Consider the following 25,177-nt stretch of genomic DNA (forward strand, 5'->3'; position numbering starts at 1 on the left):
CGACGCGATGACCGAACCCCTGCTTTCCGTGCGCGACCTGCGGGTCGAGTTCCCCACCCGCCGGGGCGTGCTGACCGCCGTGGACGGCGTGTCGTTCGATATCCACCCGGGGGAGATCCTGGGCGTGGTCGGCGAGTCCGGCGCCGGCAAGTCCCAGACCGGCGCCGCCATCATCGGCCTGCTGGAGCCGCCGGGCCGTGTCGCCGGGGGGGAGATCCGGCTGGACGGCCGACGCATCGACGGCCTGACCGCGGACCAATGGCGCAAAGTGCGCGGCCGCGAGATCGGCGCCGTGTTCCAGGACCCGCTGACCAGCCTGAACCCGTTGTACACCGTCGGCCGCCAGCTTGCGGAGACGATCCGGACCCACATCCCCATGAGCGAGCGCGCCGCCCGGGCCCGCGCACTGGAGCTGTTGCAGGAGGTCGGCATCCCGGGGGCGAAGGACCGCCTGGACGCCTACCCGCACCAGTTCTCGGGCGGCATGCGCCAGCGCGTCGTCATCGCCCTGGCCCTCTGCGCCGGCCCACGCCTGATCCTGGCCGACGAGCCGACCACGGCGCTGGACGTCTCGATCCAAGCGCAGATCACGGCCCTGCTGAAGCGCCTGTGCCGCGAGCACGACACCGCCGTGATGCTCATCACCCACGACATGGGCGTGATCGCGGAAACCGCCGACCGCGTCGCGGTGCTCTACAGCGGCCGGGTGGCCGAGGTTGGGCCGGTCGACGATGTGGTCAACCGCCCCCGCCATCCCTACACCGAGGGCCTGATGGCCTGCATCCCGACTTTGCACGCGCGCCCCGCCCGGCTGGCGCAGATCGAGGGCAGCATGCCGTCGCTGCGGGCGATCCCCACCGGCTGCGCCTTCCACCCCCGCTGTCCGCGCGCGCATGATCGCTGCGTGGCCGAACGCCCCCCCCTGTTTGAGAACCCGCCGTCGGCGGCGGCCTGCTGGCTGTGGGCGCCGAACGCGGACCGGACCGCCGCCGTGAGCGCGCCCTCATGACCGCGCCCACAGTACCGCCGGCCCCCAACACCGACGATCCAGCGCCCTTGGTGCGGTTGCGCGGCCTGAGCAAGCATTTCGACCTGTCGCCGCCGCTGCTGTCCCGCCTGCTGGAGGGCAAACGCCGCCGCGTGCTCAAGGCCGTAGACGGCCTCGACCTAGACATCGCGCGCGGCCGCACCACGGCGCTGGTGGGCGAGTCCGGCTGCGGCAAGTCCACGGTCGCCCGCATGCTGGTCACGCTGTACACGCCCACAGCGGGGGATTTGGAGTTCGAGGGCACGGAGATCGGTCGTCTGTCCGACCGCCGGGCGCTGGCGCCGTTCCGCCGCCGCATGCAGATGATCTTTCAGGATCCGTTCGCCAGCCTCAACCCACGCTGGCGGGTCGGGCGCATCATCGCCGAGCCGATCCGGGCGCATGGCCTGATGGATGACACAACGGCCATCCGGCGGCGGGTGGGCATGCTGCTGGAGCACGTCGGCCTGCGCGCCGCCGATGCCGAGCGCTTCCCGCACGAGTTCTCGGGCGGCCAACGCCAGCGGCTGTCGATCGCCCGGGCGCTGGCGTCCAAGCCGCATTTCCTGGTGTGCGACGAACCGACCAGCGCGCTCGACGTCTCGGTGCAGGCGCAGATCCTCAACCTGCTGCGCGATCTGCAACGGGAGTTGGGCCTGACCTACCTGGTCATCACCCACGATCTGGCCGTGGTGCGCTTCATCGCCGACACCATCGGGGTGATGTACCTCGGGCGGCTGTGCGAGGTGGCCCCGGCCGACCGCCTGTTCGCCGCCCCGCGCCACCCCTATACCCGGCTTCTGATCGAGACGGTGCCCGACCTGCGCGCCCCGGACCGGGACCGCAAGCCCATGGCCGGCGAGGTGCCGAGCCCGCTCGACCCGCCGCCCGGCTGCGCGTTCCACACGCGCTGCCCTCTGGCGAACGACCGCTGTCGGACCGAACGCCCGGCCCTGCGGCCGCACGGCGAGGGCCAGGCGAACGATGGGGGCGCCGTCGCGTGTCACGCGGTGGAGGAGCGGCGCCTGCCCGCGTGGGCGCCGGGCTCGATGTTGGTGTCGGGGTCAAACGCGGACCGCACCGGCTGATCCTGGGCGGTCACGGCTGCGTGGCCAGCCACGGGTTTTCACGGCTGCGTGGCCAGCCACGCCAGGGCGGCCTCGACCGTGTCGGCCGGGCGGAATACCACCGCGACACCGGCCGCACCAAAAATCTCGGTCACGAGGGCGCCGAGGGCCCCCGCGCCCTCGGTGTCCGACCGATAGCACATCGTCAGGTGTCGCGGGTGTATTCCACGAACGCCACGGCCTTGTCGTCCGGACCATAGTCCGCATGCCCGACCACGCGGAACCCGATCGCCGTGTGGAAGGCCATCGATCCCGGGTTCGGCGGCCGCTCGTTCACCTCGGCCAGCACGAAGCCGTAGCCCTCGGCATGGGCGGTGTCGATGACCGCCCGGTACAGCGCGCGTCCGACGCCGCGGCCCCGTGCGCGCGGCGTCACAACCACCCGATCCACATAGAGAAATTGAGCGCGGTGGTTGGACACCCAGCGATAATTCCGACTGTCATAATCCCGGCCGGGCGGCAGGGCGAGCACGAACCCAAGCAGCGTACCATCGTCGCCGTGCGCCCCGGCCGCCAGGGCGGACATGGCGACCAGATCGGTCAGAGCGGCCGTGTCCAGTTCGTTGACGTTGGGCAGCGCGGCGTTGTTCAGGGCCAGCGCGGCGGAAAAGTCGTCGGGGGCCAGGGGGCGCGGAGGCAGAGGCATTATACGGTCACCAATTTGATATGCGCCGGGAGCATACGCGGGCGGGCGCCCCTGCGCCAGCCTCTTGACGGCGCGGGCCCGGCCCCCTCTTGAGGCCCCGTCGGCGCACTGGCCGCCCCTTGGCAACCGGGGCCGCGAGGGGCACACTCCGCGTCATGTCCACGTCAACGTCTCCGTCTGCCGTATCGCGGCCGGCATTCATCGCCCGCCTGCTGGATGGGTTCGGCCCGCTCGGCACGCTAGAGCCCGAGGCGCGCCGCCTGCTGGAGCAGAATGTGCGCCCGGCCACCATCTCGGCCGGCAGCGTGCTGTTCCGCGACGGCGACGCCTGCGAGTCCTTCACCCTGGTGCTGGAGGGCCGGGTGCGCGTGCAGAAGGTCTCCGAAACCGGGCGCCAGATCGTGCTGTACCGGGTCGAGCCTGGGCAGACCTGTGTGCTGACCACCAACGCCCTGTTGGCCGCCCTGCCCTACGGCGCCGAGGGTGTGACCGAAACCGACGTCGCCGCCGCCGTGCTGTCGGTGGGCCCGTTCCAGGCGCTTCTGGCAACCTCGGCTGTGTTCCGGCGCTTCGTCTTTTCCGCCTACGCCACCCGGATCGGCGACCTGTTGATGCTGATCGACGAGGTTGCGTTCGGCCGTATCGATATGCGTCTGGCGCAACTCCTCTTGACCCGCGCGGATGCGTCGGGAATCGTGGTCGCGACCCACCAGGATTTGGCGATCGAGCTGGGCTCCGCCCGCGAGGTCATCAGCCGTCAGATCAAGGACTTCGAACGCCGGGGATGGGTCACCGCCGCCCGCGGTCACGTCATGGTCGAGGACCGGGCCGCGTTGGATGGTCTGCGTCGACGGGGGTGAAGCCGGCCAAGGTACTGCATTCGTCCCGGGATCGGCACCGGGTGCTTGTGCCCGAGTCGCTGGTCCGATGAAGGAGACCGACGATGTTCGACTTCGAGAGGAACGTGGGCTTTTACGACAGCATCGCCCGCATCGTCATTGGCATGGTCTTGATCGCGGGCGCCGTGTTCGGTGGTCCGTCGATGATTGTGGGCTGGGTGGGTGTCGTCCCGCTGGCAACCGGCCTGATGGGCAAATGCCCGATGTATAAGTTCATGGGCTTCGACACGATCAAGTACAGCTGAGGTCACCGACCGCTGAGCCGACCGCCCTTGGCCCCGGTCCGCCGGGGTCGAGGGTGCCTGTGCGGGGGCGTTACGCCAGCGCCGCCCGGCGTGACACCGACGAGGATTTCATCCCGACCGAGCGAAATGAGCGAAGGGATCTGGACCGGCTGCGCGCATCCCTCCGTCTCACACAACCGCCCGAGATCCCTCGCGCCCTGCGGGCGCCTCGGGATGAGGCCAGGGCCGCCAACGTCGGAACAGGCCGTTACGCCCCCAACCCCCACCAGAAACGTCAGACATCCTGTCCCGTTTGCGCGGTGGGGCGGGGTGCGCTAAACTGACTGCGAGTGTTGGGTATTGGCGCGACGGCCCGACCCGGCCCACATGATGACGTGTCCCCCTCGCCGCAGGAGGTTCCCGCCATGACCGCGCTGTCTCCCCTCCCGATGGATCAGGTCACGCTGGACGACAAGTACAGCCAGCCGAACGGCCGGGTGTTCCTGACCGGCATCCAGGCCCTGACCCGCCTGCTGCTGGCCCAGCGCCAGCGCGACAAAGCGGCCGGCCTCAATACGGGCGGGTTCGTCAGCGGCTATCGCGGCTCCCCCCTCGGCGCCTACGACAAGGAACTGTGGAAGGCGAAACCGTACCTGGAGGCGGAGAACATCCACTTCCAGCCCGGCGTGAACGAGGATCTGGCCGCCACCGCCGTCTGGGGCACACAGCAGGTCCATTTGTTCCCCGGCGCGCAGGTCGATGGCGTGTTCGGCGTCTGGTACGGCAAGGGCCCGGGCGTGGACCGCAGCGGCGACGTGTTCAAGCACGGCAACATGGCCGGCACCGCACCCCACGGCGGCGTGCTGCTGATCGCGGGCGACGACCACGCCGCCAAGTCCTCCACCATCGCCCACCAGTCCGAACACGCCCTGTCGGGCGCGCAGATCCCGGTGCTCAACCCGGCGGGCGTCGACGAGGTGGTGGAGTACGGCCTGCTCGGGATCGCCATGAGCCGCTACGCCGGCGTCTGGGTGGCCATGAAGGCGATCAGCGAGACCTGCGACAGCGGCGGCGCGGTGGACATCGACCCGCTGGCGCTGGAGATCGTCACCCCGACCGACTTCGAGGTCCCGCCCGACGGGGTCCATATCCGTTGGCCGGACACCCCGCTGGCGCAGGAATACCGCCTGATGCGGACCAAGATTTACGCGGCCCTCGCCTTCGCCCGCGCCAACCGCATCGACCGGGTGATCTTCGACAGCCCGGAGCCGCGCCTGGGCATCGTCGCCTCCGGCAAGGCGTACAAGGACGTGCGGCAGGCGCTGGCCGACCTGGGCATCACGGAGCGCGTCGCCCGCGACATGGGCATCCGGCTGTACAAGGTGGGCATGCCCTGGCCGTTGGAGCGCGACGGCATCCGCCGCTTCGCCGAAGGGCTGGAGGAAATCCTGGTCGTCGAGGAAAAGCGCGCCCTGATCGAAAACCAGCTCAAGGAGCAGCTTTATAATTGGCGGGAGGACGTGCGCCCCCGCATCGTCGGCAAGTTCGACGAAGCCGGCAGTTGGATCCTGCCCTCTGCCGGGGAACTGACCCCGGCCATGGTCGCCCGCGCCATCGCCGGGCAGCTCCGACGCTTCGTCACGCTGGACACCATGGAGCAGCGCCTCGCCTGGCTGGAGCGCAAGGAGGCCGAACTCTCCGAAAAGACGGCGCCGACCAAGCGGCTGCCGTACTACTGCTCCGGCTGCCCGCACAACACCTCGACCAAGGTACCGGAGGGCAGCGCCGGCCTCGCCGGCATCGGCTGCCACTACATGGTCACCTGGATGCCGGAGCGGAACACCAAGACCTTCACCCACATGGGCGGCGAAGGGGCGAACTGGGTCGGCCTGGCGCCGTTCACCGAAACGCGGCACATGTTCGTGAACCTGGGCGACGGCACGTACTTCCATTCGGGGTCGCTGGCGATCCGGCAGGCGGTCGCGGCCGGGGCCAATGTGACCTACAAGCTGCTGTACAACGACGCCGTGGCCATGACGGGCGGTCAGCCGGTGGACGGCACCCTGACCGTGCCGCAGATCGCCCACCAGTTGGAGGGCGAAGGGGCCAAGCGCATCGCCCTGGTCTCCGATGATCCCGAAAAGTACACCGGGGCCGACCTGCCCCCGGGCACCACGGTACATCACCGCGACGACCTGGACGCCGTGCAGCGGGACCTTCGGGAGGTCGCGGGCGTCACCGTGCTGATCTACGACCAGACCTGTGCGGCCGAGAAGCGCCGCCGCCGCAAGCGCGGCCAGATGGTCGATCCGGACGTGCGGGTGGTCATCAACGAGGCCGTCTGCGAGGGCTGCGGCGATTGCGGTGTGCAGTCGAACTGCGTGTCCATCGTGCCGGTGGAGACCGAGTTCGGCCGCAAGCGGGCCATCGACCAGTCGACATGCAACAAGGACGTCTCCTGCGTCAAAGGCTTCTGCCCCAGCTTCGTCACCGTTTCGGGCGTCACGCCGAAGAAACGCACCGCCAAGGCCGGCCCGGCCGGTCCGGACGACGGATTCCCCGCCCTGCCGGAGCCGGAAACGGAGATCACGCAGGCGGCCCCCTACGACATCCTCATCACCGGCATCGGCGGTACCGGTGTCGTGACCATCGGCGCCATCCTGGGCATGGCCGCGCATCTGGAAGGCAAGGGCGTCTCCGTGCTCGACCAGACCGGGCTGGCGCAGAAGAACGGCGCCGTGGTCAGCCATGTGCGGCTGGCGCGGCGCGATCAGGATATCCACGCCGTCCGCATCGCCGCCGGCAACACCAACCTGCTGCTCGGTTGCGACATGGTGACGGCGGCGGGCGCGGATGTGCTGGAGAAGATGCGCCGCCGCCTGACCGTCGCGGTGCTGAACGCGCATCAAGTGATGACCGCCGACTTCACCCAGCACCCGGATACGATCTACCCGGACCAGCGCCTCCGCGACACCATCGTCGATGCGGCGAAGGAGACGCTGTATGTGGACGCGACCCGCGTCGCCACCGCCTTACTGGGCGACAGCATCACGGCCAACCTGTTCATGGTGGGCTATGCGTGGCAGAAGGGCCTGATCCCCATCGGACGGGCCGCCATCGAACGCGCGGTGACGCTGAACGGCGCGGCGGTGCGGGCGAACCTGGACGCCTTCCTGTGGGGTCGGCGCATGGCCGAGCAGCCGGAGCGGGTGCTGGCCCTGGTCGGCCCAACGGCGGAAACCACCGGTGACCGCCGCCTGTCGGACACCCTGGACGAGCGCATCGAGCGCCGCGCGGCGTCTCTGCGTGCCTACCAGAACGGGGGTCACGCCAAGCGGTACCGCAAGGCCGTGGCGCGCATCCGGGCGGCCGAATCCCGCGTGGTCGGGCCGGATGAGACACGGCTGACGGATGCCGTGGCCCGCGCGCTGTTCAAGCTGATGAGTCCCAAGGACGAGTACGAGGTGGCCCGCCTGTACACCGATGGCCGGTTCCAGGCGATGCTGGCCGAGCGGTTCGAGGGCGGCACGCCCCGCGCGCGCGTCCACCTCGCCCCGCCGCTGTTCGCAAAGCGGGACCCCCGCACCGGCCATCTGATCAAGCGGGAGTACGGCCCTTGGGTGTTCGGGGCCTTCCGCGTGCTGGCGCGGTTGAAGGCGTTGCGCGGCACGCCGCTGGATCCGTTCGGCCGCACAGCGGAGCGGGTGATGCAGCGCCGCCTGCTCGCCGACTACCGGACCCTTCTGGACCGGCTGGCGGAGGGCCTGACGGCGGACAACCACGCCACCGCCGTCGCCCTGGCCGCGCTGCCGCTGGAAATGCGCGGCTTCGGCCATGTGCTGGAGGCCAACGTGGCGGCCGCCCAGGCGAAGGAGGCGGACCTCCTCGCCTCCTTCGACACCCCCGCCCCCCGTCTGGCGGCGGAGTAGGCGCCCGGCCTCCGGGCCTTAGGACTCGGCGGTCAGCGGGGTGGCGCCCACGTCGCGGGCCTTGGGCGCCACGAACCGCAGCACGACGTACCCGGCCAACCCGGACAGGATCGAGCCACCCAGCACACCCAGCCGGACGTCGTCGGCGTAGTCCGGTGTGTGCTCGAACGCCAGGGTGCCGATGAACAGGCTCATGGTGAAGCCGATACCGGTCAGCAGCGCCACGCCGTAAATATGGCTCCAGGTCACATCCTCAGGCAGCTTGCACAACCGCAGCGCCTTGCCCAGCCATAGGAAGCCCATGACCCCAATCTGCTTGCCCACGAACAGGCCGAGCGCGATACCCAGCGGCACCGGCGCCAGCAACGCGGCCGGGGTCAGCCCTTGCAGGGACACGCCGGCGTTGGCGAAAGCGAACAGCGGCAGGATGGCATAGGCCACCCAGGGGTGCAGTTCATGCTCGAGATGCCCGGCGAGATCCTTGTGGTCCTTGCCGCGCTCGCCCAACGGAATGGCCAGCGCCAGCGCGACGCCCGCCAGCGTGGCATGCACCCCGCTTTTCAGCACGCAGACCCACAGGATGATGCCGACGAGCACATAGGGTGCGACCTTGCGGACCCCGGCCACGTTCAACGTGATCAGCACCGCCACGCAGCCCAGGCCGGCGTACAGCGCCACCAGAGACAGGTCCTCGGTGTAGAACAGCGCGATGATGATGATGGCGCCCAGGTCGTCGATGATCGCCAGGGCCGTCAGAAAGATCTTCATCGACAGCGGCGCGCGGGAGCCCAGCAGCATCAAGATGCCCAGCGCGAACGCGATATCCGTGGCGGCGGGAATCGCCCAGCCCCGGCTGGTGACCGGATCCGTGAAATTGAACACCAAGTACACCAGCGCCGGCATCACCATGCCGCCGATGGCGGCGATCAGGGGCAGCGCGGCCTTGGAGGGCGAGGATAGCTCGCCCTGGACCACCTCGCGTTTGATCTCCAGGCCCACGAGCAGGAAGAACACGGCCATCAGGCCGTCGTTCACCCAATGGATCAGCGTCTTGTCGAGGGAGTAGTCCCCGAACCCGATGATGAGGTGGGTCTCGAAAAACGCGGTGTAATAGGACGCGACGGGCGAATTGGCCACGATCAGGGCCAGGGCGGCGGCGATCATCAGAAGGATGCCGCCCGAGGCCTCCATGCGCAGGAAGTTTCGGATCGCGGTCAGGGGCATAGGCAAGCTCCAGGCGAGAACAAGATCATGGGGTTAAATGCGGTGGGTATGGTGCGGGACAGGCGGCGGCGGGGCAAGACACCCCGAACCGCCCGACGATGCGACGAACCCCGACTGTGGGTCGCAGGCCAAACCGCGCCCGAACGCGGACCGGCTCCGCGCGACGACACGATGCGTCGTCATACATAAGACGGATACGCCGGGTTGCGAGTCTTCGCCGAAGCCGGAGCGCCGCCGCCGCCGGATGCTGGACGGAGTCGGCGGGCTGCCGTATAGGGGAAGGATCGTGTGTCTGCCTGCGTTGTGCCCGCCCCATGCCCGTCGTCGCTCCCCGTCTTCCGCCCGCGCAGACCCTGCCGCGGTCCTGGTACACCGACACCACCGCGCCGAGTCCGTTGCGGCCGCCGCTGACCGGTGATACCGAAACCGACGTCTGCGTCGTCGGTGCGGGCATGACCGGTGCCGCCGCCGCGCTTCATTTGGCGGAACGCGGCTATCGCGTGCGCGTGCTGGAGGAGCACATCACCGGTTTCGGCGCCTCCGGCCGCAGTGGCGGACAACTCATCGCCGGTTTCGCCGCCGGGCTGGGACCGATCCGCTCGCAACTGGCCCCCGACGAGGTCCAGGCGTACTGGGACCTTGGGACCGAGGCCGTCACCCTGGTCAAGGATCGGATCCAGCGCCACGGCATCGCCTGCGACTTCGTCCCCGGCCACATCGACGTGGCCCTGAAGCCGCGTCAGGTGGCGGACCTGGTGGACACGGCGGAGGAGTGGTGGCGACTCGGCTATAAGGGCTTGGAGGTGTGGGATCGCCGCCTCACGCAGTCCCGCGTGGCCAGCGCGCGCTACATCGGCGCGCTGTACGATCCGGGCGGCGGCCATCTGCACCCCCTGAACTACACGCTGGGCCTGGCGGCGGCCGCCGAACGCGCGGGCGCGGTGATCCACGAGGCGACCCCGCTGGTGGGGTTCGAGGAGCAGGGCGACCGCGTCGCCGTCCAGACCCCGCACGGTGTGGTGCGGACGCGCTGGCTGATCCTGGGCGGCAACGCCTATCTCTGGCAGCGCGTCCCATCCATCGGCCACCGAATCATGCCGGTCGGGACCTACATCATCGGCACGGCGCCGTTGGGCGAAGAGCGCGCCCGGGCGCTCATACCCGGCAACGAGGCGGTCTCGGACGTCAATTTCGTCCTGAACTATTTCCGCATGTCGTCGGACCACCGCCTGCTGTTCGGCGGCCGGGTGAGCTATTCGCGGATCGAACCGGCCAGCGTCGCCCGCGCCATGCGGCGGACCATGCTGGCGACCTTCCCCGACCTGTCCGACGTGGCGGTGGACTACGCCTGGGGGGGCTATGTCGCCATCACCGTCAACCGGCTGCCGCACTTCGGGCGCATCGGCCGGAGGACCCTGTTCGCGCAAGGCTTCTCGGGCCACGGGGTCGGGCTGACCAGCCTCGCCGGGCAGCTTATGGCCGAGATGATCGAGGGCCAGGAGGAACGGTTCGACCTGATGGCCCGCATCCGCCATCTGCCCTTCCCCGGCGGGCGCCGCTTGCGCACGCCGCTGTTGGTGGCGGCCATGGCGGTGCACCGGGTGCGCGACTGGCTGTAGGCACCTCCCGGCTGTCTCAGCGCCAGACCCATTCTTAAAGGGGGGCAGGCCCACCCGAACGGAACTAAGCAACAACAAATTCTTCATTTGCATCACATCGCGGTGAAACACACCGCTGGTAGCGTCCTGATCCCGATGTCTGACACCTGGATGGGGACCCGCCACATGAGCACCAGCAGTCCGGCGCACGCCTCCGGCGACGCCTTTACGTTCCAGCTTTTGCATGCCTCCGACCTGGAAGGGGGCGTCGACGCCATCGACCGCGCCGCGAATTTCGCCGCCATCGTCGACCACTTCCAAGGCACGATGAGCAATACGCTGACGCTCTCGGCCGGCGACAACGTGATCCCGGGGCCGTTCTTCAACGCCGCCCTGTTCACGGACGCGGCGGTGTTCAACACGGCGGCGAACGCGCTGTTCGGCCTGACCTCCGATGAGATGTACGCGGCACTGGAAGGGGCGCGCGGCCGCATCGACATGGCGATCATGAACGCCATCGGCTTCGACGCCTCGGCGCTGGGCAACCACGAGTTCGACCTCGCCACCGACACCATGGCGGACTACATCCGTCCGTCGTTGGGCGGCGAGGGCCTGGCGGACGACGAGTGGCTGGGCACGACGTTCCCCTACCTGTCGGCCAACCTGGACTTCTCCGCCGACGGCTCGCTGTCGGGCACCGCGACGACCGACATTCTGGACATGAGCACCTATGTTCACGGCGGACCGACCGAAAGTGCGGCCGGCACCGAATCGCCGCGCATCGCCCCGGGTGCCCTGTTCACGGTCGGCGGCGAGCTGATCGGCGTGGTCGGGGCCACCACCCCGATGCTGGACACCATTTCGTCGACCGGTGATGTCGTGGTCGCGGCCGGCGACAACAACATGACCGCGCTGGCCGCCATCCTGCAGCCAGTCATCGACCAGATGATCGCCGCCGGTTCCAACAAGATCATCCTGACCTCGCACCTCCAGCAGATCGCGCTGGAGAAGGAGCTGGTCGGCCTGCTGCACGGTGTCGACATCATCGTCGCGGGCGGCTCCGACACGCTGCTGGCCGACGAGACCGACACCCTGCGCCCGGGCGATGTGGCCGCCGAGACGTATCCCTACGTCACCACCAACGCCGACGGCGACGCCGCCGTCATCGTCAGCACGGACGGCGAGTACAGCTACGTCGGCCGTCTGGTCGTCGGCTTCGACGAAAACGGCGTGCTCAACCCGGACAGCATCAGCGCGGCTGACAGCGGCGCCTACGCCTCCACCGACGCGATGGTGTCCAGCCTGTACGGCAGCACCGACGCGGCCTTCACCGAGGGCAGCCCGGGCGATCAGGTCCGGGAACTGGTGGCCGGCGTCGAGGCCATCGTCACCGCGCAGGACGGCACCCTGACCGGCACGACCGACGTCTTCCTGGAAGGCCGCCGCGCCCAGGTCCGCACCCAGGAAACCAACCTGGGCGACCTGACCGCCGACGCCAATCTGGCGCTGGCCAAGTCCTATGACTCCTCGGTCATGGTCTCGATCAAGAACGGCGGCGGCATCCGCGCCCAGATCGGCGAGGTCGAGTCCGACGGCACCCTGGTCGCACCCCAGGGCAACGCCGACGCGGGCAAGGATGTGGGCGACGTCTCCCAGCTCGACATCGTCAACGCGCTGCGCTTCAACAACGGTCTGGCGTTGCAGACCATCACGCAGGAGCAGCTCGTTCAGGTGCTGGAGCACGGCGTCGCGGAGTCCGGCGAGGGGGCCACACCTGGCCAGTTCGCCCAGGTCGCGGGCGTGCGCTACAGCTACGACACCAGCCTTGAGGCCGGCAGCCGCATCGTCAACGCCGCCATCGTGGACGACAACGGCACCGTCGTGACGGTTCTGGTCGCCAACGGCCAGTTCGTCGGCGACGCCAACGGCACCGTGCGCGTGGTGGGGCTCGACTTCCTGGTGGAGAACGGCGGCGACAGCTTCCCGTTCCCGACCTTTGCCGAAGCCCTGGGCGCGGAGACGGCCAACGTCGTCAACCTCGGCGATGTGCTGACCGACGCGGGCACCTCGACCTTCGCCGATCCGGGCAGCGAGCAGGACGCCCTGGCCGAATACCTGATCGCCAACCACCCGGACGGGCGCGCCTACGCGGGCGTGGACACCGACGCCAGCGGGGATCTGCGCATCCAGAACCTCGACGCCCGTGACGACGCGGTGTTCGGAACCAAAAGCTGGTTCGACGACGCCCTGTACCTCGCCACCAACGATGACGTGGCGGCCGCCGTCCGTGCCGGTGCCTTTGCCAACGGGGCACAGCATTACGCGCTGTACGGCTGGGCGGAGGGCCGCGACCCGAACGCCTTCTTCGACACGTCGTTCTACCTGGCCAACAACGCGGACGTCGCCGAGGCCGGGGTGAACCCGTTCGAGCATTACGCTCTGTACGGCTGGCGCGAAGGCCGCGACCCGTCGGCGGCGTTCGACACCAGCGCCTATCTGGATGCCAACGCGGACGTGGCCGACGCCGCGGTCAATCCGCTTCAGCACCTGATGGGGTATGGCATGGGCGAAGGACGCTACACCGACGACATCGCGACGCCCTGATCCGACGGCGCGCCGCCCGGCAAACGCGGTCCTTGCGTATGTCGGGCGGATGCCCCGGTCTGGCGAGTGATACTAGCTGATAATCAGGGCGACGCCGTCTTCGTAGTCGTCGTCCAGCGGCCGCCGGTCGGGAATCTCGCGCAGCGCCTCCAGCGTGACGGACAGCGCAAGCGAGGCCGAGCCCTCGTCCCGCTCCGCATCGGCGCCGCCGGCGTCGTCATCGGTGTCCACCCCCTCGATGGACACCAGGGCACCGCGCGTCCGGATGACCCCTTCCAGGCAGGCCAGCCAGTCCGGCGGTTGCGCCGCCCAGGGCCGCAAACCGGACTCCTCGTCCTCGTCGGGCGGAACCAGCACCGCGTCCGGATCCCGCGCTGCATCCCGCAAAGCCGGGACATAGACCTCGGGCCGGGGATCCTCAATCCCGCCCATGGCAGCGTCGAGGTGCTCCATGGCGCCCATCAGCACCGCCTCCGGCTCGGTGTCCAGCGCCACGAGACGCGGCAACCGCGTCAGCCCCCCGACCAGGAACGCCTCCGACAGGCCGCTCGCCAGCGCCGAGGCCAGGGCGCCGCCGCGCGCCGGCGTCACCATCAGGGCCAGCACCTCGGAGCGGGCATGCAGCGCCTCGGCGATGTCATAGGCCAGCGTGGACAGCCCGTCGCGCGCCGGCAGAGCGTGCGCGCCGTAGGGCGTGAACGGCACCCCGCCCTCGCGCAGCGCCTGATGGAAGCGCGCCCGGCAGGCCGCCCCGGTCGCCCCGTCCGCGGGCACCGGCGTAACGCGCGCGGCCTGGAGGAAGTCCAGCAGATCGCGCGGGCACGGGTTCGGCACCACGACGTGCAGCGGTCGCGCCGACACCTGCGCCATCACCACGGCCGTGCGCACAAGCTCCGGATCGCCAAGGGTGACCAGCGGCGCCGTCTCGCGGCCGGCGACGGCGCGATGGCCCGCCGCCTCCAGCGTAGCCAGATGGACCAGGATCGCGAACAGACCGCGCGTCGGCCACGGCAGGATCGTGCTGGTCGCCTCCAGCCGGCGCACCGGCATGCCGAGGTCGGCGCTGTCGGTGGGCAACTCGGCGATGTGGGCCATAAGGAACGGCTCACCCAGCAGATCCTCGGCGCGGCGGGACAGATCGCTGACCAGCGACACATAGGCGTCGTCGGTCAAGCCCAGCCGCCGCCCGACGTGGTAGCCGGTCATCAGCGTGCGGTAGCGGACGAACGGGTTGCGGTCCAGGCTTTCGGGAAAGCCCAGCTTGGGACCGTCGAGAAACCGGTTCAGGCTGTGATCGACCCCATCCCCGGTGCCGGCCAGCGGGCACCGCAGGCCCAGCGTGATGTTGGGATCGACCACACTGCCGCAGCCCGCGCAGGCGATTTCCGCGACGATGCCGGAAGGTCCGTAGTCGGTGTTGCCGATCATGATCGTACGTCTCCGTGACGGGAGCGACCGCGCCGGCGGCTCGCCAGCGCGGCGGGCCTCACGCGGAAAGATGAGCGATCAGCCCGCGCAGGAACGAGGCCCCGGCGCGCACCTGATCGATCGCGATGAACTCGTTGGGCTGGTGCGCCTGGTCAATGAAGCCCGGGCCGCACATGATGGTGGAATAGCCGGCCTGCTGGAACTGGCCCGCCTCGGCCGCGAACGACACGGCCCCCGTCGTATTGTCCCCGGTCAGGCGCCGCACCAGGCGGTCCGCGTCGGAGTCCGCCTCGCGGCGGAAGGCCGGCACGTTCGCCAGCCGCGCGATCCGAATCCCGGTCTCCGGCGCAATGCGTCGCATGGCGGCCTGCATCGCGTCTGCCTGGGCGTGGAACGCCGCTTCCAGGGCATCGGTGTCGTCCTCCGGCACGTCGCGCACCGACCAGACGAACGAGCAGGCCTTGGAGATGATGTTGTGGGCCGTACCGCCCTTGATGACCTCCGCCGTAATGGTGGAGTACGGCGGATCGAACAGGGACCCCGGCACCGGCGCCGCCGCCCGCTCCCGGGCGCGCTCGCCCAGCCAGTGGATCAGTTCGGCGGCGGTCATGACCGCGCTGACGGCCCGGTCGGCGTGGGCCGAATGGGACTCAAGGCCGGTGATGTCGACCTGATAGACGCGGATGCCCTTGTGCGTGCCGACCACCTTCATGCCGGTGGGCTCGCCGATGATGACGGCGGCGGGCGTCGGGACGGTGCGCGCCATCTCCGCGATGATCGAGGGCGCGCCGAGGCACCCCACCTCCTCATCGTAGGACAGCGCGAGATGAATCGGCCGCTTCAGGCCAGCCGCCACCATCTCCGGCACCAGCGCCAGCGCGATGGCGGAAAAGCTCTTCATGTCGGCGGTGCCGCGCCCGTACAGCCGGCCACCCCGCTCCGTCAGCGTGAACGGGTCGCTATCCCAGGCCTGCCCATCGACCGGCACCACGTCGGTATGGCCGCTGAGCACAACGCCGCCCTCGACCGCCGGCCCGACCGTCGCGACCAGGTTGGCCTTCGACCCCTCCGCGTTGTGGATCAGGGTCGCCGGCACGCCGTGCGCCGCCAAGTGGTCCCGCACCGCATGGATCAGCGCCAGGTTGGACGCGCGCGACGTGGTGTCGAACCCGACCAGCCGGCGGATCATCGCGACACTGGACTGGATCTCCAAGGCCTCGTCGGAACCGGAAACCGACGAGGAGGCCGGACCATGCGGCATGGGATTGGGTCTCCTGACGTGAAACAAAGCGCGGACGCAAAACACGGGGCGGGCGCATGGGTCTCAAACCTGGGACGCCGCACGCCGCCACGCAAGCGCTGGCATACACCCGGATGCCCGCCCCGGGATACCCTGAGACGTCACGCCCCGGCATCGCGGGCAGTCCATCCCGACGTCCTCTTGACACCCGTTCGGGAATAGGGATAGCTCGGGGCATCGACGGTTCCCGGGCGCCACGCGGCCGGGTGAAAAGGGAACACGGTGCGGCGTACCCAACAGGGACCAAAACCGTGGCTGCCCCCGCAACTGTAAGCGGAGAGCCGGCGTCACCCCGCCACTGGATCCACGGCCAACGGCCGATCCGGGAAGGCGACGCCCATGCAACGACCCGCGAGCCAGGAGACCTGCCGCCGATCCGTGTTTCGTCCTGACGACGGAACGCGGGCTCGACCGGACGCCGGGGTGTGCGTCTGGCGTTCGAAGCCGGCGGTCCCGGATCCGAAGTGTATTCTTTTCGGGCATCGCCCCCTCGGCGCCACTTCTCCCCGTCCGTCCTTTCAATGGATCGCGCGCGGCAGCCCGGACACGCTGCCGCCTGCGCGCTTTGGGAGCGACGCGCAATGACCTTCCGTTTCCGGGCCGCCACGGCGGCCTTGGCCTTAACCTCCGCCGCCGCGTTCATGCTGCCGGCCGCCGCAAACGCCCACTTCCAGCTCAGCTATACCCCCGAGGTGCAGATCGACCGGCCGGGTGACGTGCCGGTCAAGCTGATCTTCTGGCACCCGTTCGAGAACGGCCACGCCATGGATATGGCGAAGCCGCTCGACTTCTACATGATCCATCGCGGCGAGAAGACCGACCTGACCGACCGCCTCACGCCGATCACCTTCCAGGGGGCCGACAACACCGCCGACGCCTGGGAAGCCACCGTGCCGGTCAAGCGCGCCGGGGACTACGTGCTTGTGACCGTGCCCGCGCCCTACTACGAGGAAAGCGAGGACATCTACATCCAGCAGATCACCAAGGCCTACCTGAACCGGGGCACCATGCCCACGGACTGGGCCGAGGCGCAGGGCCTGCCGACCGAGATCGTGCCGCTGAACAAGCCGACCAACATCATCGCCGGCTCCACCTTCTCCGGTGTCGTGCTGTCGAACGGCGAGCCCGTCCCCGGCGCCGAGATCGAGATCGAGTACATCGCCGCCGAACCCGATATGGCGGCCAACAGCACAACCGAACCGACCGTCTCCCCCCTGCCGGGCGGGTCCGTGGTCGCGGTCACGGACGCCGACGGGACGTTTACGTTCGGCATCCCGAAGGCCGGGTACTGGGGCTTCGCCGCCTTGGGGTCGGGTCCCGAAACCGAGCACGAGGGCAAGGAACTGAGCCAGGATGCGGTGATCTGGATCCGCGCCTACGACTTGAAGTAGTTCACGGCGGACGGAGGGGGCACCATGCATATCGTTGACGGCGCGCTCAGCGCCCCGGTGGTCATTACCGGTGGGGTCATCGCCGCTGGGGGAATCGCGCTCGGCTTGCGCGCCCTGACGCTGGAGCGCATTCCGGCCGCCGGTGTGCTGAGCGCGACCTTCTTCGTCGCCGCGCTGATCCACGTTCCGATCGGGCCGTCCAGCGTTCACCTCATCATGAACGGCCTCGCCGGGTTGGTGCTCGGCTGGGCGGCCTTTCCGGCGCTGTTCGTCGGGCTGTTGCTGCAAGCCGTCTTTTTCGGCTTCGGTGGCGTCACGGTCCTGGGCGTCAATACGGTCAACATCGCGCTGCCGGCGGTCCTGGTCGGCTTGATGTTCCGGGGCATGGTCACGGCGCCCAATGTCCGCGTGGCCGCGTTCGGCGGCCTGCTGGCCGGGGCGTCGGCCATTATTATGACGGCCCTCATCGTGGCCTTGACCCTGTGGCTGTCGGGCGACGCCTTCATCCCGGCCGCGAAACTGGTCGTGTTGGCGCACCTGCCCGTGGCGGTGATCGAGGGCGTGATCTGCGCCGCCGCCGTCATTCTGATCCACCGTGTGAAGCCGGACCTGTTCGGCGTGATGGGCCCCGCGCCCAACGCCGCCCGCCCCGCCTGAGGAGGACACCCCCATGATCCGCGCCGCGTGTCTGGCGCTGGGCCTGATGGCCCTGACCGCCGCCCCTGCCCTGGCCCATAAGGTCGTCGCCGCCGCCTACCCGGCCGGCGACATGATCGAGGGCGAGGTCGGTTTCTCCAACGGCGATATGGCCGCCGACGCCGTGGTCGAGGTCTTCGACGAAAACGGCACCAAGATGGGCGAGGCCCGGACCGACGCCGATGGCTTTTTCACGTACACGCCGACCCAGACTGTGACCCATGTGTTCCGAGCCGACCTGGGCGCCGGTCACGTCGCCCAGTTCACCCTGGACGCCGCCGACATGCCCGCCCCAGCGTCCGGCGGCGCCGCACCGTCGGCCGACACGTCGGGTGGTGCCACCACCGGCCTGCCCCCGGCCGAACTGACGGCCCTGATCGCCACGGCGGTGCGCGACGAAATGCGCCCCTTGCGCCGGGAGATCAGCGCCTACAAGGAAAAGAACGACCTGCAAACCATCCTGGGCGGCATCGGCTATATCGTCGGTCTGTTCGGGTTGGCGTTCTTCCTCATGGCCCGGCGGCGCGACGCACGCGGCGGCCCGGCGACCCCCGCCGAATGAGCCACGTTCTCGGACAGCGGACAGCGACACCGGACACCCCGGGGCGCGCGGTCGGCGAAGCCCCGCGTCCGGACCCGATCCAGGCGCTCGACCCACGCACACGGATCCTGGCGGCCGCCGCGTTCGCCGTCGTCACCGTCAGCCTGAGCGACCTTGTTCTGTTGACCGTGTCGCTGCTGTTGGCGGTGGTGGCCATGCTGACGGCCCGTCTGGCACCCGGCCCGACGCTGAAGCGCATGGTCATGATGGATGGCTTCATCTTTGTCCTACTGCTGATGCTGCCCTTTACCGTGCCCGGACCGGTCGCGTTCACGGTTCTCGGCTGGCCGGCCTCCTGGCCGGGCCTGGAGAAGGCCGCCGCCATCGCGCTGAAGGCCAACGCCATCGTGCTGATGCTGCTGTCGCTGGTGGGGTCGATGGACCCGACCACACTCGGCCATGCCCTCGCCCGCCTGAAGGCGCCGATGGCGCTGGTCCATCTGCTGCTGTTCACGGTGCGCTACATCGGCGTGATCGACGACGAATACCACCGCATGCGCCGCGCCATGAAGGCGCGCGGATTCCGGCCACGCACCAACGGGCATACGCTGCGGAGCGTAGGCTATCTGATCGGGATGCTGCTGGTGCGCGCCCTGGAGCGGTCCGAGCGGATCCTTCAGGCCATGAAGTGCCGGGGCTTCACCGGCCATCTGCCGTTGCTTGATACGCTCCGCTTCGGCGCGCGCGACGCCGTGTTCGCCGTTCTCCTGGCCGGGGTTCTGACCGGCCTGCTTGTTCTGGATCTGAGCCATGTCGCCCTGCTTTGAGGCCACCGACCTTCATTTCGCCTACCCGCACCGGCCGCCGGTCCTGGCCGGCGCCTCCATGACGCTGGTCCCTGGTGAGCGGCTGGCCATCACCGGCCCGAACGGGGCGGGCAAAAGCACGCTCATGCAAATCCTGGTCGGACTGCTGCGGCCGCAGGCCGGGCGGGTCGTGGCGTTCGGCACCGAGCGCCGGGAGGAGGCGGACTTCGCCGAGGTACGCCGCCGGGCCGGCTACGTCTTTCAGGACCCGGACGATCAACTGTTCTGCCCCACGGTCGCGGAGGACATCGCCTTCGGCCCGCTCAACATCGGTCAGTCGCGCGACGAGGCGCTGCGCACCGTGACGCGGGTGCTGGATCAAGTGGGGTTGACCGGGTTCGCGGACCGGGTCACGCACAAGCTGTCCGGCGGCGAGAAGCGGCTGGTGTCGCTGGCGAGCGTGCTGGCGATGGAGCCGGACGTGCTGCTGCTCGACGAGCCCACCAACGCGCTCGACGAGGAAACGACGGACCGGATGGTCACGGTGCTCAACGCGCTGCCGCAGGCGATGATCGTGATTTCACACGACGCCCATTTCCGGCGCAAGGTGGTCACGCGCACGCTCCGCCTGCGCGACGGCGTGCTGGTCGATCCACAGCCCACCTGCCGTCACGCGCAATCTGCGGAGTAGAGGGGCGGCGCAAGAGCCGGACGGCGCTTTCACTCCTCCGCCGGCTTCGGCGTCACGTCCACCAGCGCCTCGGGCCGGGATGTGCCGTCCGCGAGATGGCTCCGCCCACCCCCGCGCAGGAACGTCAGGCCGATGGCAAGGCCAAGCGGCCCGTCCGGATCGCCCACCACGACATGCACCGGGCCGTCGTCGCGCTCCAGCGAATCGCGCACCTGGGCGGCCACCTGCCCCGCGTCCTCCATGACCCGCGCCATCTGCGAGCCCATGGCGAACGGCGCCAGGACCGGCATCATGGCCATGCTCATCAGGGACGCCGGTCCCGCGCCGAAGCCCGCCCCGAAGGCGGATCGGGCCGCGCCCGCGTCATCCCCGGCCGCCGCCCGCGGACCGAACGGCCCTGCGGACGCCAGAGCGTCGGACCACGCCGACAAAGCCTTGAACGGGAACAGGAACGGCACCGGCGGCACCGGTCCGAAGGGAAAGAACGGGAACATGGCGGTCGATCTCCCGTGACCCCGGCGCGATCGCGGACCGTGCGACGACCCAGGTCGTTGGTCCGAAAGAAGGCCCTTCGAAAGGAGCGGGCCTTCGGCTCACCCTGCCCCCCTCCCGGCCACATTTCAAGGCCGGATTGATCGGCCCACCTTTTGCTCGGGACCCGGACCAAAGCACCATGGACGCGACAACCCTAAGGACCAATGCAACACGCGCGTCACGGGTTTTCAGTGTCGCGGGGGGTGACCTCAGCCGGACAATGTCGCTATGATACCCGTCATCGCTGTCGTCGAGCCCGCGAGGGCTGTCCTCCGGCGAGGGTTTTTATGACCCGTGTCCGGATTGGGTGACACGCCCGGTCCGTGCCGTCGGATGATCCGTTCCCCATTGGCGGAACGCGCGCCTCACAACCGGAAAGGGGAGAGATGCCGCACCCGACACCGTGGCCCTGGGCGGGCAAAGGCCTCAAGGCTATCATCTGCGATCTCGACGGGGTCGTGACCGACACGGCGGCGGTGCATGCCACCGCCTGGAAGAACCTGTTCGACGCCGTGCTGCGCGCGCACTCCGAACGGGAGGGGGTGCCGTTCGTCCCCTTCTCCACCGAAGACTACCTGCTCTATGTGGATGGCCGGCCCCGCTATGACGGGGTCCGCACGTTTCTTGCCTCGCGCGGCATCGCCCCGCCCGAGGGGTCGCCGGAGGACTCTCCGGAGTTGGACACGATCTGTGGACTCGGCAATCGCAAGAACGCCGAATTCAACAGCGTCATCCAACGCGATGGTGTCACCGTGTTCGACCGAGCCGTCGCCCTCATCCGGCAACTGCGGTCGGAGGGCCTGCGCACCGCCGTGGTGTCCTCGTCGAAGAACTGCGGCCCAGTGCTTGCCAGCACCGGGCTGCTCGACCTGTTCGACGCCCAGGTGGACGGTGTGTACGCGGCCGCCAAGGGACTGCCCGGCAAGCCCGCGCCGGACACCTTCATCGAGGGAGCCCGCCTCGCCGGGGTCACCCCTGCCGAGAGCATCATGGTCGAGGACGCGCTGTCCGGGGTCCAGGCCGGGCGCGATGGCGGTTTCGGACTGGTGATCGGGATCGACCGGGGCGCGGGTGACGCCGCCCTGCGCGAGAACGGCGCCGACATTGTCGTCAAGGATTTGGGAGATTTTTTCGGTGACCACTGAACCCCGCCTGCGCCCGGTGCGCGACCTGCCGCACGCCCTGGAGGCCTTTGACGCCCTGGACGCGGCCCTGAACGGGCGCGAACCCGCGATTTTCCTGGATTACGACGGCACCCTGACCCCCATCGTAAGCCGCCCGGAGGACGCCATCCTGTCCGACGAGGGCCGCGCTGTCGTCGACACCCTGGCCCGCAAGCGCCCGGTGGCCGTGGTCAGCGGCCGCGACCGGCCCGACGTCGAAAAGCTGGTCGGCATCGACTCCCTGACCTTCGCCGGCAGCCACGGCTTCGACATCCGCACGCCTGCGGCCGGCGTGCTCACGCTGGAGGGCATCGGCGACTACACCGCGTTGATGGATGAGGTCGAAAGCCGCCTGAAAGCCGGCCTGAGCGAAATCCCCGGCGCCCTGGTGGAGCGCAAGAAGTTCTCCGTCGCCGCGCACTACCGTCTGGTTCCGGACCTTGACTACCCGCTGTTCCGCAGCGTCCTGGACCGGGTTCTGGGCGCCGTGCACGGGCTGAAGGAAAAGCCCGGCAAAAAGGTGTTCGAAATCCAGCCCGCGATCGATTGGGACAAGGGCAAGGCGGTGCAACACCTGCTTGGCACGCTCAGCTTGGACGACCCCGAACACGCCCCCATGTTCTTCGGCGACGATGTCACCGACGAGGATGCGTTCAAGGCGCTGCAAGGCATGAACGGTATCGGCGTCCTCGCCGCGCCGGCCAGCGACAGCGATCAGGGCCGGGTGTCGGCGGCCGACTTCCGGGTGGATGACCCGGACCAGGTTCTCGACCTTCTGCGGCGGCTCACACCCTAACGGCCGCCCGTTCCCTCCGCGTATCCGTGTTTGTCTCCTGTCCACGGTCCCACCGCCTCAGCCACGAAAGGACCGCGCTATGTCCACATGGTCGCTGGTCTACGATCAGTTCGATCCTAAGAACCAGGGCCTCCGCGAGGCTCTGTCCGCCACCGGTAACGGCTACTTCGTCACGCGCGGCGCCTTCAGTTGGGTCATGGCCGATGAGACCCACTACCCGGCCACCTATCTGGCCGGCGGCTACAACCGCGCCCAGACGGAGATCGCCGGCCGGGTCATCGAGAACGAAGACCTCGTCAACCTGCCCAACTGGTCGGCCATCACCTTCCGCATCGACGACGGCGACTGGTTCAACATCCAGGCCGTCACCATCCTGTCGTTCCGCCAGGAACTGAAGATGCGCGAGGGCGTTCTGGAGGTCGAGGTCCGGTTCCGCGACAAGCAGAACCGCGAAAGCACGCTGAAGACCCAGCGCCTCGTCAGCATGGCCGACATGCACATGGCCGGCATTCAGATGATGCTGACGGCGCACAACTGGTCCGGCACCGTGGAGGTGCAGTCCGGCCTGGATGGCCGTGTCATCAACGCCGGCGTGAAGCGCTACCGCGACCTCAACAGCTCGCACCTGACCCCGCTGGCCGCCGATACGTTCCAGAACCCGGACACTGGCGAGCAGATGGCCCAAATCGTGGTCGAGACCAAACAGTCGCGCCTGCGTGTCGCCCAGGCGGCACGGACCCGCGTGGTCTCCAACCCGCACGCCTTTGAATCCAAAACCCGGGCCGACAACGAGGAAGGCTATGTGCGCCAACTCGTCACCGCGCAGGTCGAGCATGGGGCGACCCTCGTGGTCGAGAAGCTGGCCAGCCTGTACACGTCGCGGGATTCCGCGATCGCCGAACCCGGCATCGCGGCCCGCGAGGCCGTGACTCACGCCCCCGCGTTCTCCCGGCTGGCCCAGGATCACGCCCGGGTCTGGCGCACTCTGTGGGACCGCTGCGATATCGAGCTGGACGACGGCCGCAACACCCAGATGATCCTGCGGCTGCACATCTTCCATCTGCTCCAGACGCTGTCGCCCAACACCATCGACCTCGACGTCGGTGTGCCGGCGCGCGGCTGGCACGGCGAGGCCTATCGCGGACACGTGTTCTGGGACGAGCTGTTCATCCTGCCGTTCCTGAACTTCCGCCTGCCGGCCATTGCGCGCTCGTGCCTGCGCTATCGCCACCTGCGCCTGCCCGAGGCGCGCCGCGCCGCCGTGGAGGACGGCCACAAGGGGGCGATGTTCCCCTGGCAGTCGGGCAGCGACGGCCGCGAGGAAAGCCAGAAGGTCCACCTGAACCCCCGCTCCGGCCGCTGGGTTCCGGACAACAGTTGCATCCAACGCCACGTCAGTCTGGCGATCGCCTACAACGTCTGGCGCCACTTCGAGATCAGCGGGGCCGACCACTTCCTGGAGCTGCGCGGCGCCGAGCTGATCCTGGAGATCACGCGCTTCTTCGCCTCGCTCGCCCACCTCAACACGCACACCGGCCGCTATGAGATCCATCACGTCATGGGGCCGGACGAGTACCACGAGGCCTATCCGGACAGCGACGACGCCGGCCTGAACAACAACGCCTACACCAACATCATGGTAGCGTGGCTGTGCAGTGTGGCGCTCAAGGCCCTGGCCAGCCTGGACGCGACGCACCGCGACGAGCTGCTGGACAAGCTGATGCTCGACGAGCGCGAGTTGACGCTGTGGGACGAGATGAGTCGGAAGATGACCGTCTGCTTCCACGAAGAGGGCATCATCAGCCAGTTCGAGGGCTACGAGAACCTCCAGGAGTTCGACTGGGAGGGTTATCGCCAGAAGTACGGCGACATCCAGCGCCTCGACCGCATTCTGGAGGCCGAGGGCGACAGCGCCGACCGCTACAAGCTGTCGAAGCAGGCCGATGTCCTGATGCTGTTCTACCTGTTCTCGCGCGAGGAACTCTCGGCCCAGTTCGAGCGTTTGGGCTACAATCCCCTGACGCAGGAGCAATGGCAGCGCAACATCGATTACTATCTGGCCCGCACGTCGCACGGCTCGACGCTGTCGTACATGGTCCATGCCGCCGTCATGGCCCGCAGTCACCCGGAAAAGGCCTGGCAGCTGTTCACCCAGGCGCTGCACAGTGACATCGACGACATCCAGGGCGGCACCACGCCGGAAGGCATCCATCTGGGCGCCATGGCCGGCACGGTCGATCTGGTGCAACGCTGCTTCACCGGCCTGGACGTGCGCGACCACGCGCTGCACTTCGATCCGGTGTTCACCGACCGCATGGGCACCGTGAAGCTGAAGCTGCGCCACCGGGGCCGCTGGCTTCAGGTGGTGGTCGGCACGGACGAAATGACGGTGACGGCGCAACACGGCTGGGCCGATCCCCTCACCATCTGCGTGCGGGGCGAGGAGCGGGAGCTGAACCCCGGCGAAACCATGGTGTTCGACCTGAACCACCGGGACAAGGCGCCCAAGAAAGCGGGCAAGGCGGCCCCGGCCGCCGCCAAGTGAAGACACGT

At 68.9% G+C, this 25,177-nt stretch carries 21 protein-coding genes and 1 riboswitch; of the genes, 15 read left to right on the forward strand and 6 right to left on the reverse strand.

The window, feature by feature from the left end; genetic code table 11:
- The first annotated feature begins 7 nt into the window (after positions 1-7).
- Complete coding sequence (locus GGD82_RS05825; RefSeq protein WP_150062339.1) at positions 8-1,009, forward strand: ABC transporter ATP-binding protein; 1,002 nt, start codon at positions 8-10, stop codon at positions 1,007-1,009.
- Entirely contained in the window at positions 1,006-2,115 is a 1,110-nt protein-coding gene (locus tag GGD82_RS05830; protein ID WP_150062338.1) for an ABC transporter ATP-binding protein, read from the forward strand. Before GGD82_RS05825 ends, GGD82_RS05830 begins: the two co-directional genes overlap by 4 nt.
- A 38-nt stretch (positions 2,116-2,153) precedes the next feature.
- On the opposite strand, the gene GGD82_RS05835 is transcribed toward GGD82_RS05830, so the two are convergent.
- Together GGD82_RS05835 and GGD82_RS05840 are read right to left on the reverse strand one after the other, a co-directional pair.
- Positions 2,154-2,297 carry a hypothetical protein gene (locus tag GGD82_RS05835; protein ID WP_170284275.1) on the reverse strand — a complete coding sequence of 48 codons (144 nt, stop codon included), beginning with the start codon at positions 2,295-2,297 and terminating at the stop codon, positions 2,154-2,156.
- Positions 2,298-2,299: 2 nt separating this feature from the next.
- Positions 2,300-2,800: a GNAT family N-acetyltransferase gene (locus tag GGD82_RS05840; protein WP_150062337.1), complete on the reverse strand. Its 501-nt coding sequence runs from the start codon at positions 2,798-2,800 to the stop codon at positions 2,300-2,302.
- Between the two features lie 155 nt (positions 2,801-2,955).
- Here GGD82_RS05840 and GGD82_RS05845 point away from each other — a divergent pair, with 155 nt between their 5' ends.
- The 3 genes from GGD82_RS05845 (at position 2,956) to GGD82_RS05855 (ending at position 7,852) form a co-directional block, all read left to right on the forward strand.
- On the forward strand, positions 2,956-3,660 hold the full coding sequence (locus tag GGD82_RS05845) for a Crp/Fnr family transcriptional regulator (RefSeq protein ID WP_150062336.1): 705 nt from the start codon (positions 2,956-2,958) through the stop codon (positions 3,658-3,660).
- A gap of 83 nt (positions 3,661-3,743) precedes the next feature.
- Positions 3,744-3,944 carry a YgaP family membrane protein gene (locus tag GGD82_RS05850; protein WP_150062335.1) on the forward strand — a complete coding sequence of 67 codons (201 nt, stop codon included), beginning with the start codon at positions 3,744-3,746 and terminating at the stop codon, positions 3,942-3,944.
- Positions 3,945-4,348: 404 nt separating this feature from the next.
- Entirely contained in the window at positions 4,349-7,852 is a 3,504-nt protein-coding gene (locus tag GGD82_RS05855) for an indolepyruvate ferredoxin oxidoreductase family protein (RefSeq protein ID WP_150062334.1), read from the forward strand.
- Positions 7,853-7,870: 18 nt separating this feature from the next.
- Here GGD82_RS05855 and nhaA read toward each other — a convergent pair whose 3' ends face one another.
- On the reverse strand, positions 7,871-9,076 hold the full coding sequence (gene nhaA, locus GGD82_RS05860) for a Na+/H+ antiporter NhaA (RefSeq protein WP_150062333.1): 1,206 nt from the start codon (positions 9,074-9,076) through the stop codon (positions 7,871-7,873).
- 314 nt (positions 9,077-9,390) lie between these two features.
- On the opposite strand from nhaA, the gene GGD82_RS05865 reads away from it, so the two are divergent.
- A complete protein-coding gene (locus tag GGD82_RS05865; protein ID WP_150062332.1) occupies positions 9,391-10,695 on the forward strand; it encodes an NAD(P)/FAD-dependent oxidoreductase in 1,305 nt (434 codons plus the stop codon).
- 165 nt (positions 10,696-10,860) lie between these two features.
- Positions 10,861-13,278: a bifunctional metallophosphatase/5'-nucleotidase gene (locus tag GGD82_RS05870; protein ID WP_150062331.1), complete on the forward strand. Its 2,418-nt coding sequence runs from the start codon at positions 10,861-10,863 to the stop codon at positions 13,276-13,278.
- Between the two features lie 72 nt (positions 13,279-13,350).
- On the opposite strand, the gene GGD82_RS05875 is transcribed toward GGD82_RS05870, so the two are convergent.
- Positions 13,351-14,706 carry a hypothetical protein gene (locus GGD82_RS05875; RefSeq protein WP_150062330.1) on the reverse strand — a complete coding sequence of 452 codons (1,356 nt, stop codon included), beginning with the start codon at positions 14,704-14,706 and terminating at the stop codon, positions 13,351-13,353.
- A gap of 58 nt (positions 14,707-14,764) precedes the next feature.
- Entirely contained in the window at positions 14,765-15,967 is a 1,203-nt protein-coding gene (gene argE / locus GGD82_RS05880) for an acetylornithine deacetylase (RefSeq protein ID WP_150062329.1), read from the reverse strand.
- A 203-nt stretch (positions 15,968-16,170) separates the two neighbouring features.
- A riboswitch (cobalamin riboswitch) is annotated at positions 16,171-16,393 on the forward strand.
- A 194-nt stretch (positions 16,394-16,587) separates the two neighbouring features.
- On the opposite strand from argE, the gene GGD82_RS05885 reads away from it, so the two are divergent.
- The 5 genes from GGD82_RS05885 to GGD82_RS05905 are packed head-to-tail and all read left to right on the forward strand — an operon-like array spanning position 16,588 to position 20,131.
- Entirely contained in the window at positions 16,588-17,397 is an 810-nt protein-coding gene (locus tag GGD82_RS05885; RefSeq protein ID WP_150062328.1) for a DUF4198 domain-containing protein, read from the forward strand.
- A gap of 24 nt (positions 17,398-17,421) precedes the next feature.
- The gene (gene cbiM, locus GGD82_RS05890) at positions 17,422-18,054 is read left to right on the forward strand and encodes a cobalt transporter CbiM (protein ID WP_150062327.1); all 633 of its coding nucleotides are present in this window, start codon (positions 17,422-17,424) and stop codon (positions 18,052-18,054) included.
- A 13-nt stretch (positions 18,055-18,067) separates the two neighbouring features.
- Positions 18,068-18,655, forward strand: coding sequence for a NikL family nickel/cobalt ECF transporter subunit (locus tag GGD82_RS05895; RefSeq protein WP_170284274.1), 588 nt, complete (start codon positions 18,068-18,070; stop codon positions 18,653-18,655).
- Positions 18,652-19,461, forward strand: coding sequence for a cobalt ECF transporter T component CbiQ (gene cbiQ / locus GGD82_RS05900; protein ID WP_150062326.1), 810 nt, complete (start codon positions 18,652-18,654; stop codon positions 19,459-19,461). The genes GGD82_RS05895 and cbiQ overlap by 4 nt, the downstream gene beginning before the upstream one ends.
- Positions 19,445-20,131, forward strand: a complete 687-nt coding sequence (locus GGD82_RS05905; RefSeq protein WP_150062325.1) for an energy-coupling factor ABC transporter ATP-binding protein — start codon at positions 19,445-19,447, stop codon at positions 20,129-20,131. Before cbiQ ends, GGD82_RS05905 begins: the two co-directional genes overlap by 17 nt.
- 29 nt (positions 20,132-20,160) lie before the next feature.
- On the opposite strand, the gene GGD82_RS05910 is transcribed toward GGD82_RS05905, so the two are convergent.
- Positions 20,161-20,625, reverse strand: coding sequence for a hypothetical protein (locus GGD82_RS05910; protein ID WP_150062324.1), 465 nt, complete (start codon positions 20,623-20,625; stop codon positions 20,161-20,163).
- Between the two features lie 426 nt (positions 20,626-21,051).
- On the opposite strand from GGD82_RS05910, the gene GGD82_RS05915 reads away from it, so the two are divergent.
- From GGD82_RS05915 to GGD82_RS05925, 3 genes are all read left to right on the forward strand, one after another.
- A complete protein-coding gene (locus GGD82_RS05915; RefSeq protein ID WP_150062323.1) occupies positions 21,052-21,810 on the forward strand; it encodes an HAD family hydrolase in 759 nt (252 codons plus the stop codon).
- The gene (gene otsB / locus GGD82_RS05920; protein WP_211364762.1) at positions 21,800-22,624 is read left to right on the forward strand and encodes a trehalose-phosphatase; all 825 of its coding nucleotides are present in this window, start codon (positions 21,800-21,802) and stop codon (positions 22,622-22,624) included. Before GGD82_RS05915 ends, otsB begins: the two co-directional genes overlap by 11 nt.
- Positions 22,625-22,703: 79 nt before the next feature.
- On the forward strand, positions 22,704-25,169 hold the full coding sequence (locus tag GGD82_RS05925) for a glycoside hydrolase family 65 protein (RefSeq protein ID WP_150062322.1): 2,466 nt from the start codon (positions 22,704-22,706) through the stop codon (positions 25,167-25,169).
- The last annotated feature ends 8 nt before the right edge of the window (positions 25,170-25,177 follow it).

The organism is Roseospira marina (assembly GCF_014197855.1).
In the GTDB taxonomy this organism is placed as follows: Bacteria; Pseudomonadota; Alphaproteobacteria; order Rhodospirillales; family Rhodospirillaceae; genus Rhodospira; species Rhodospira marina.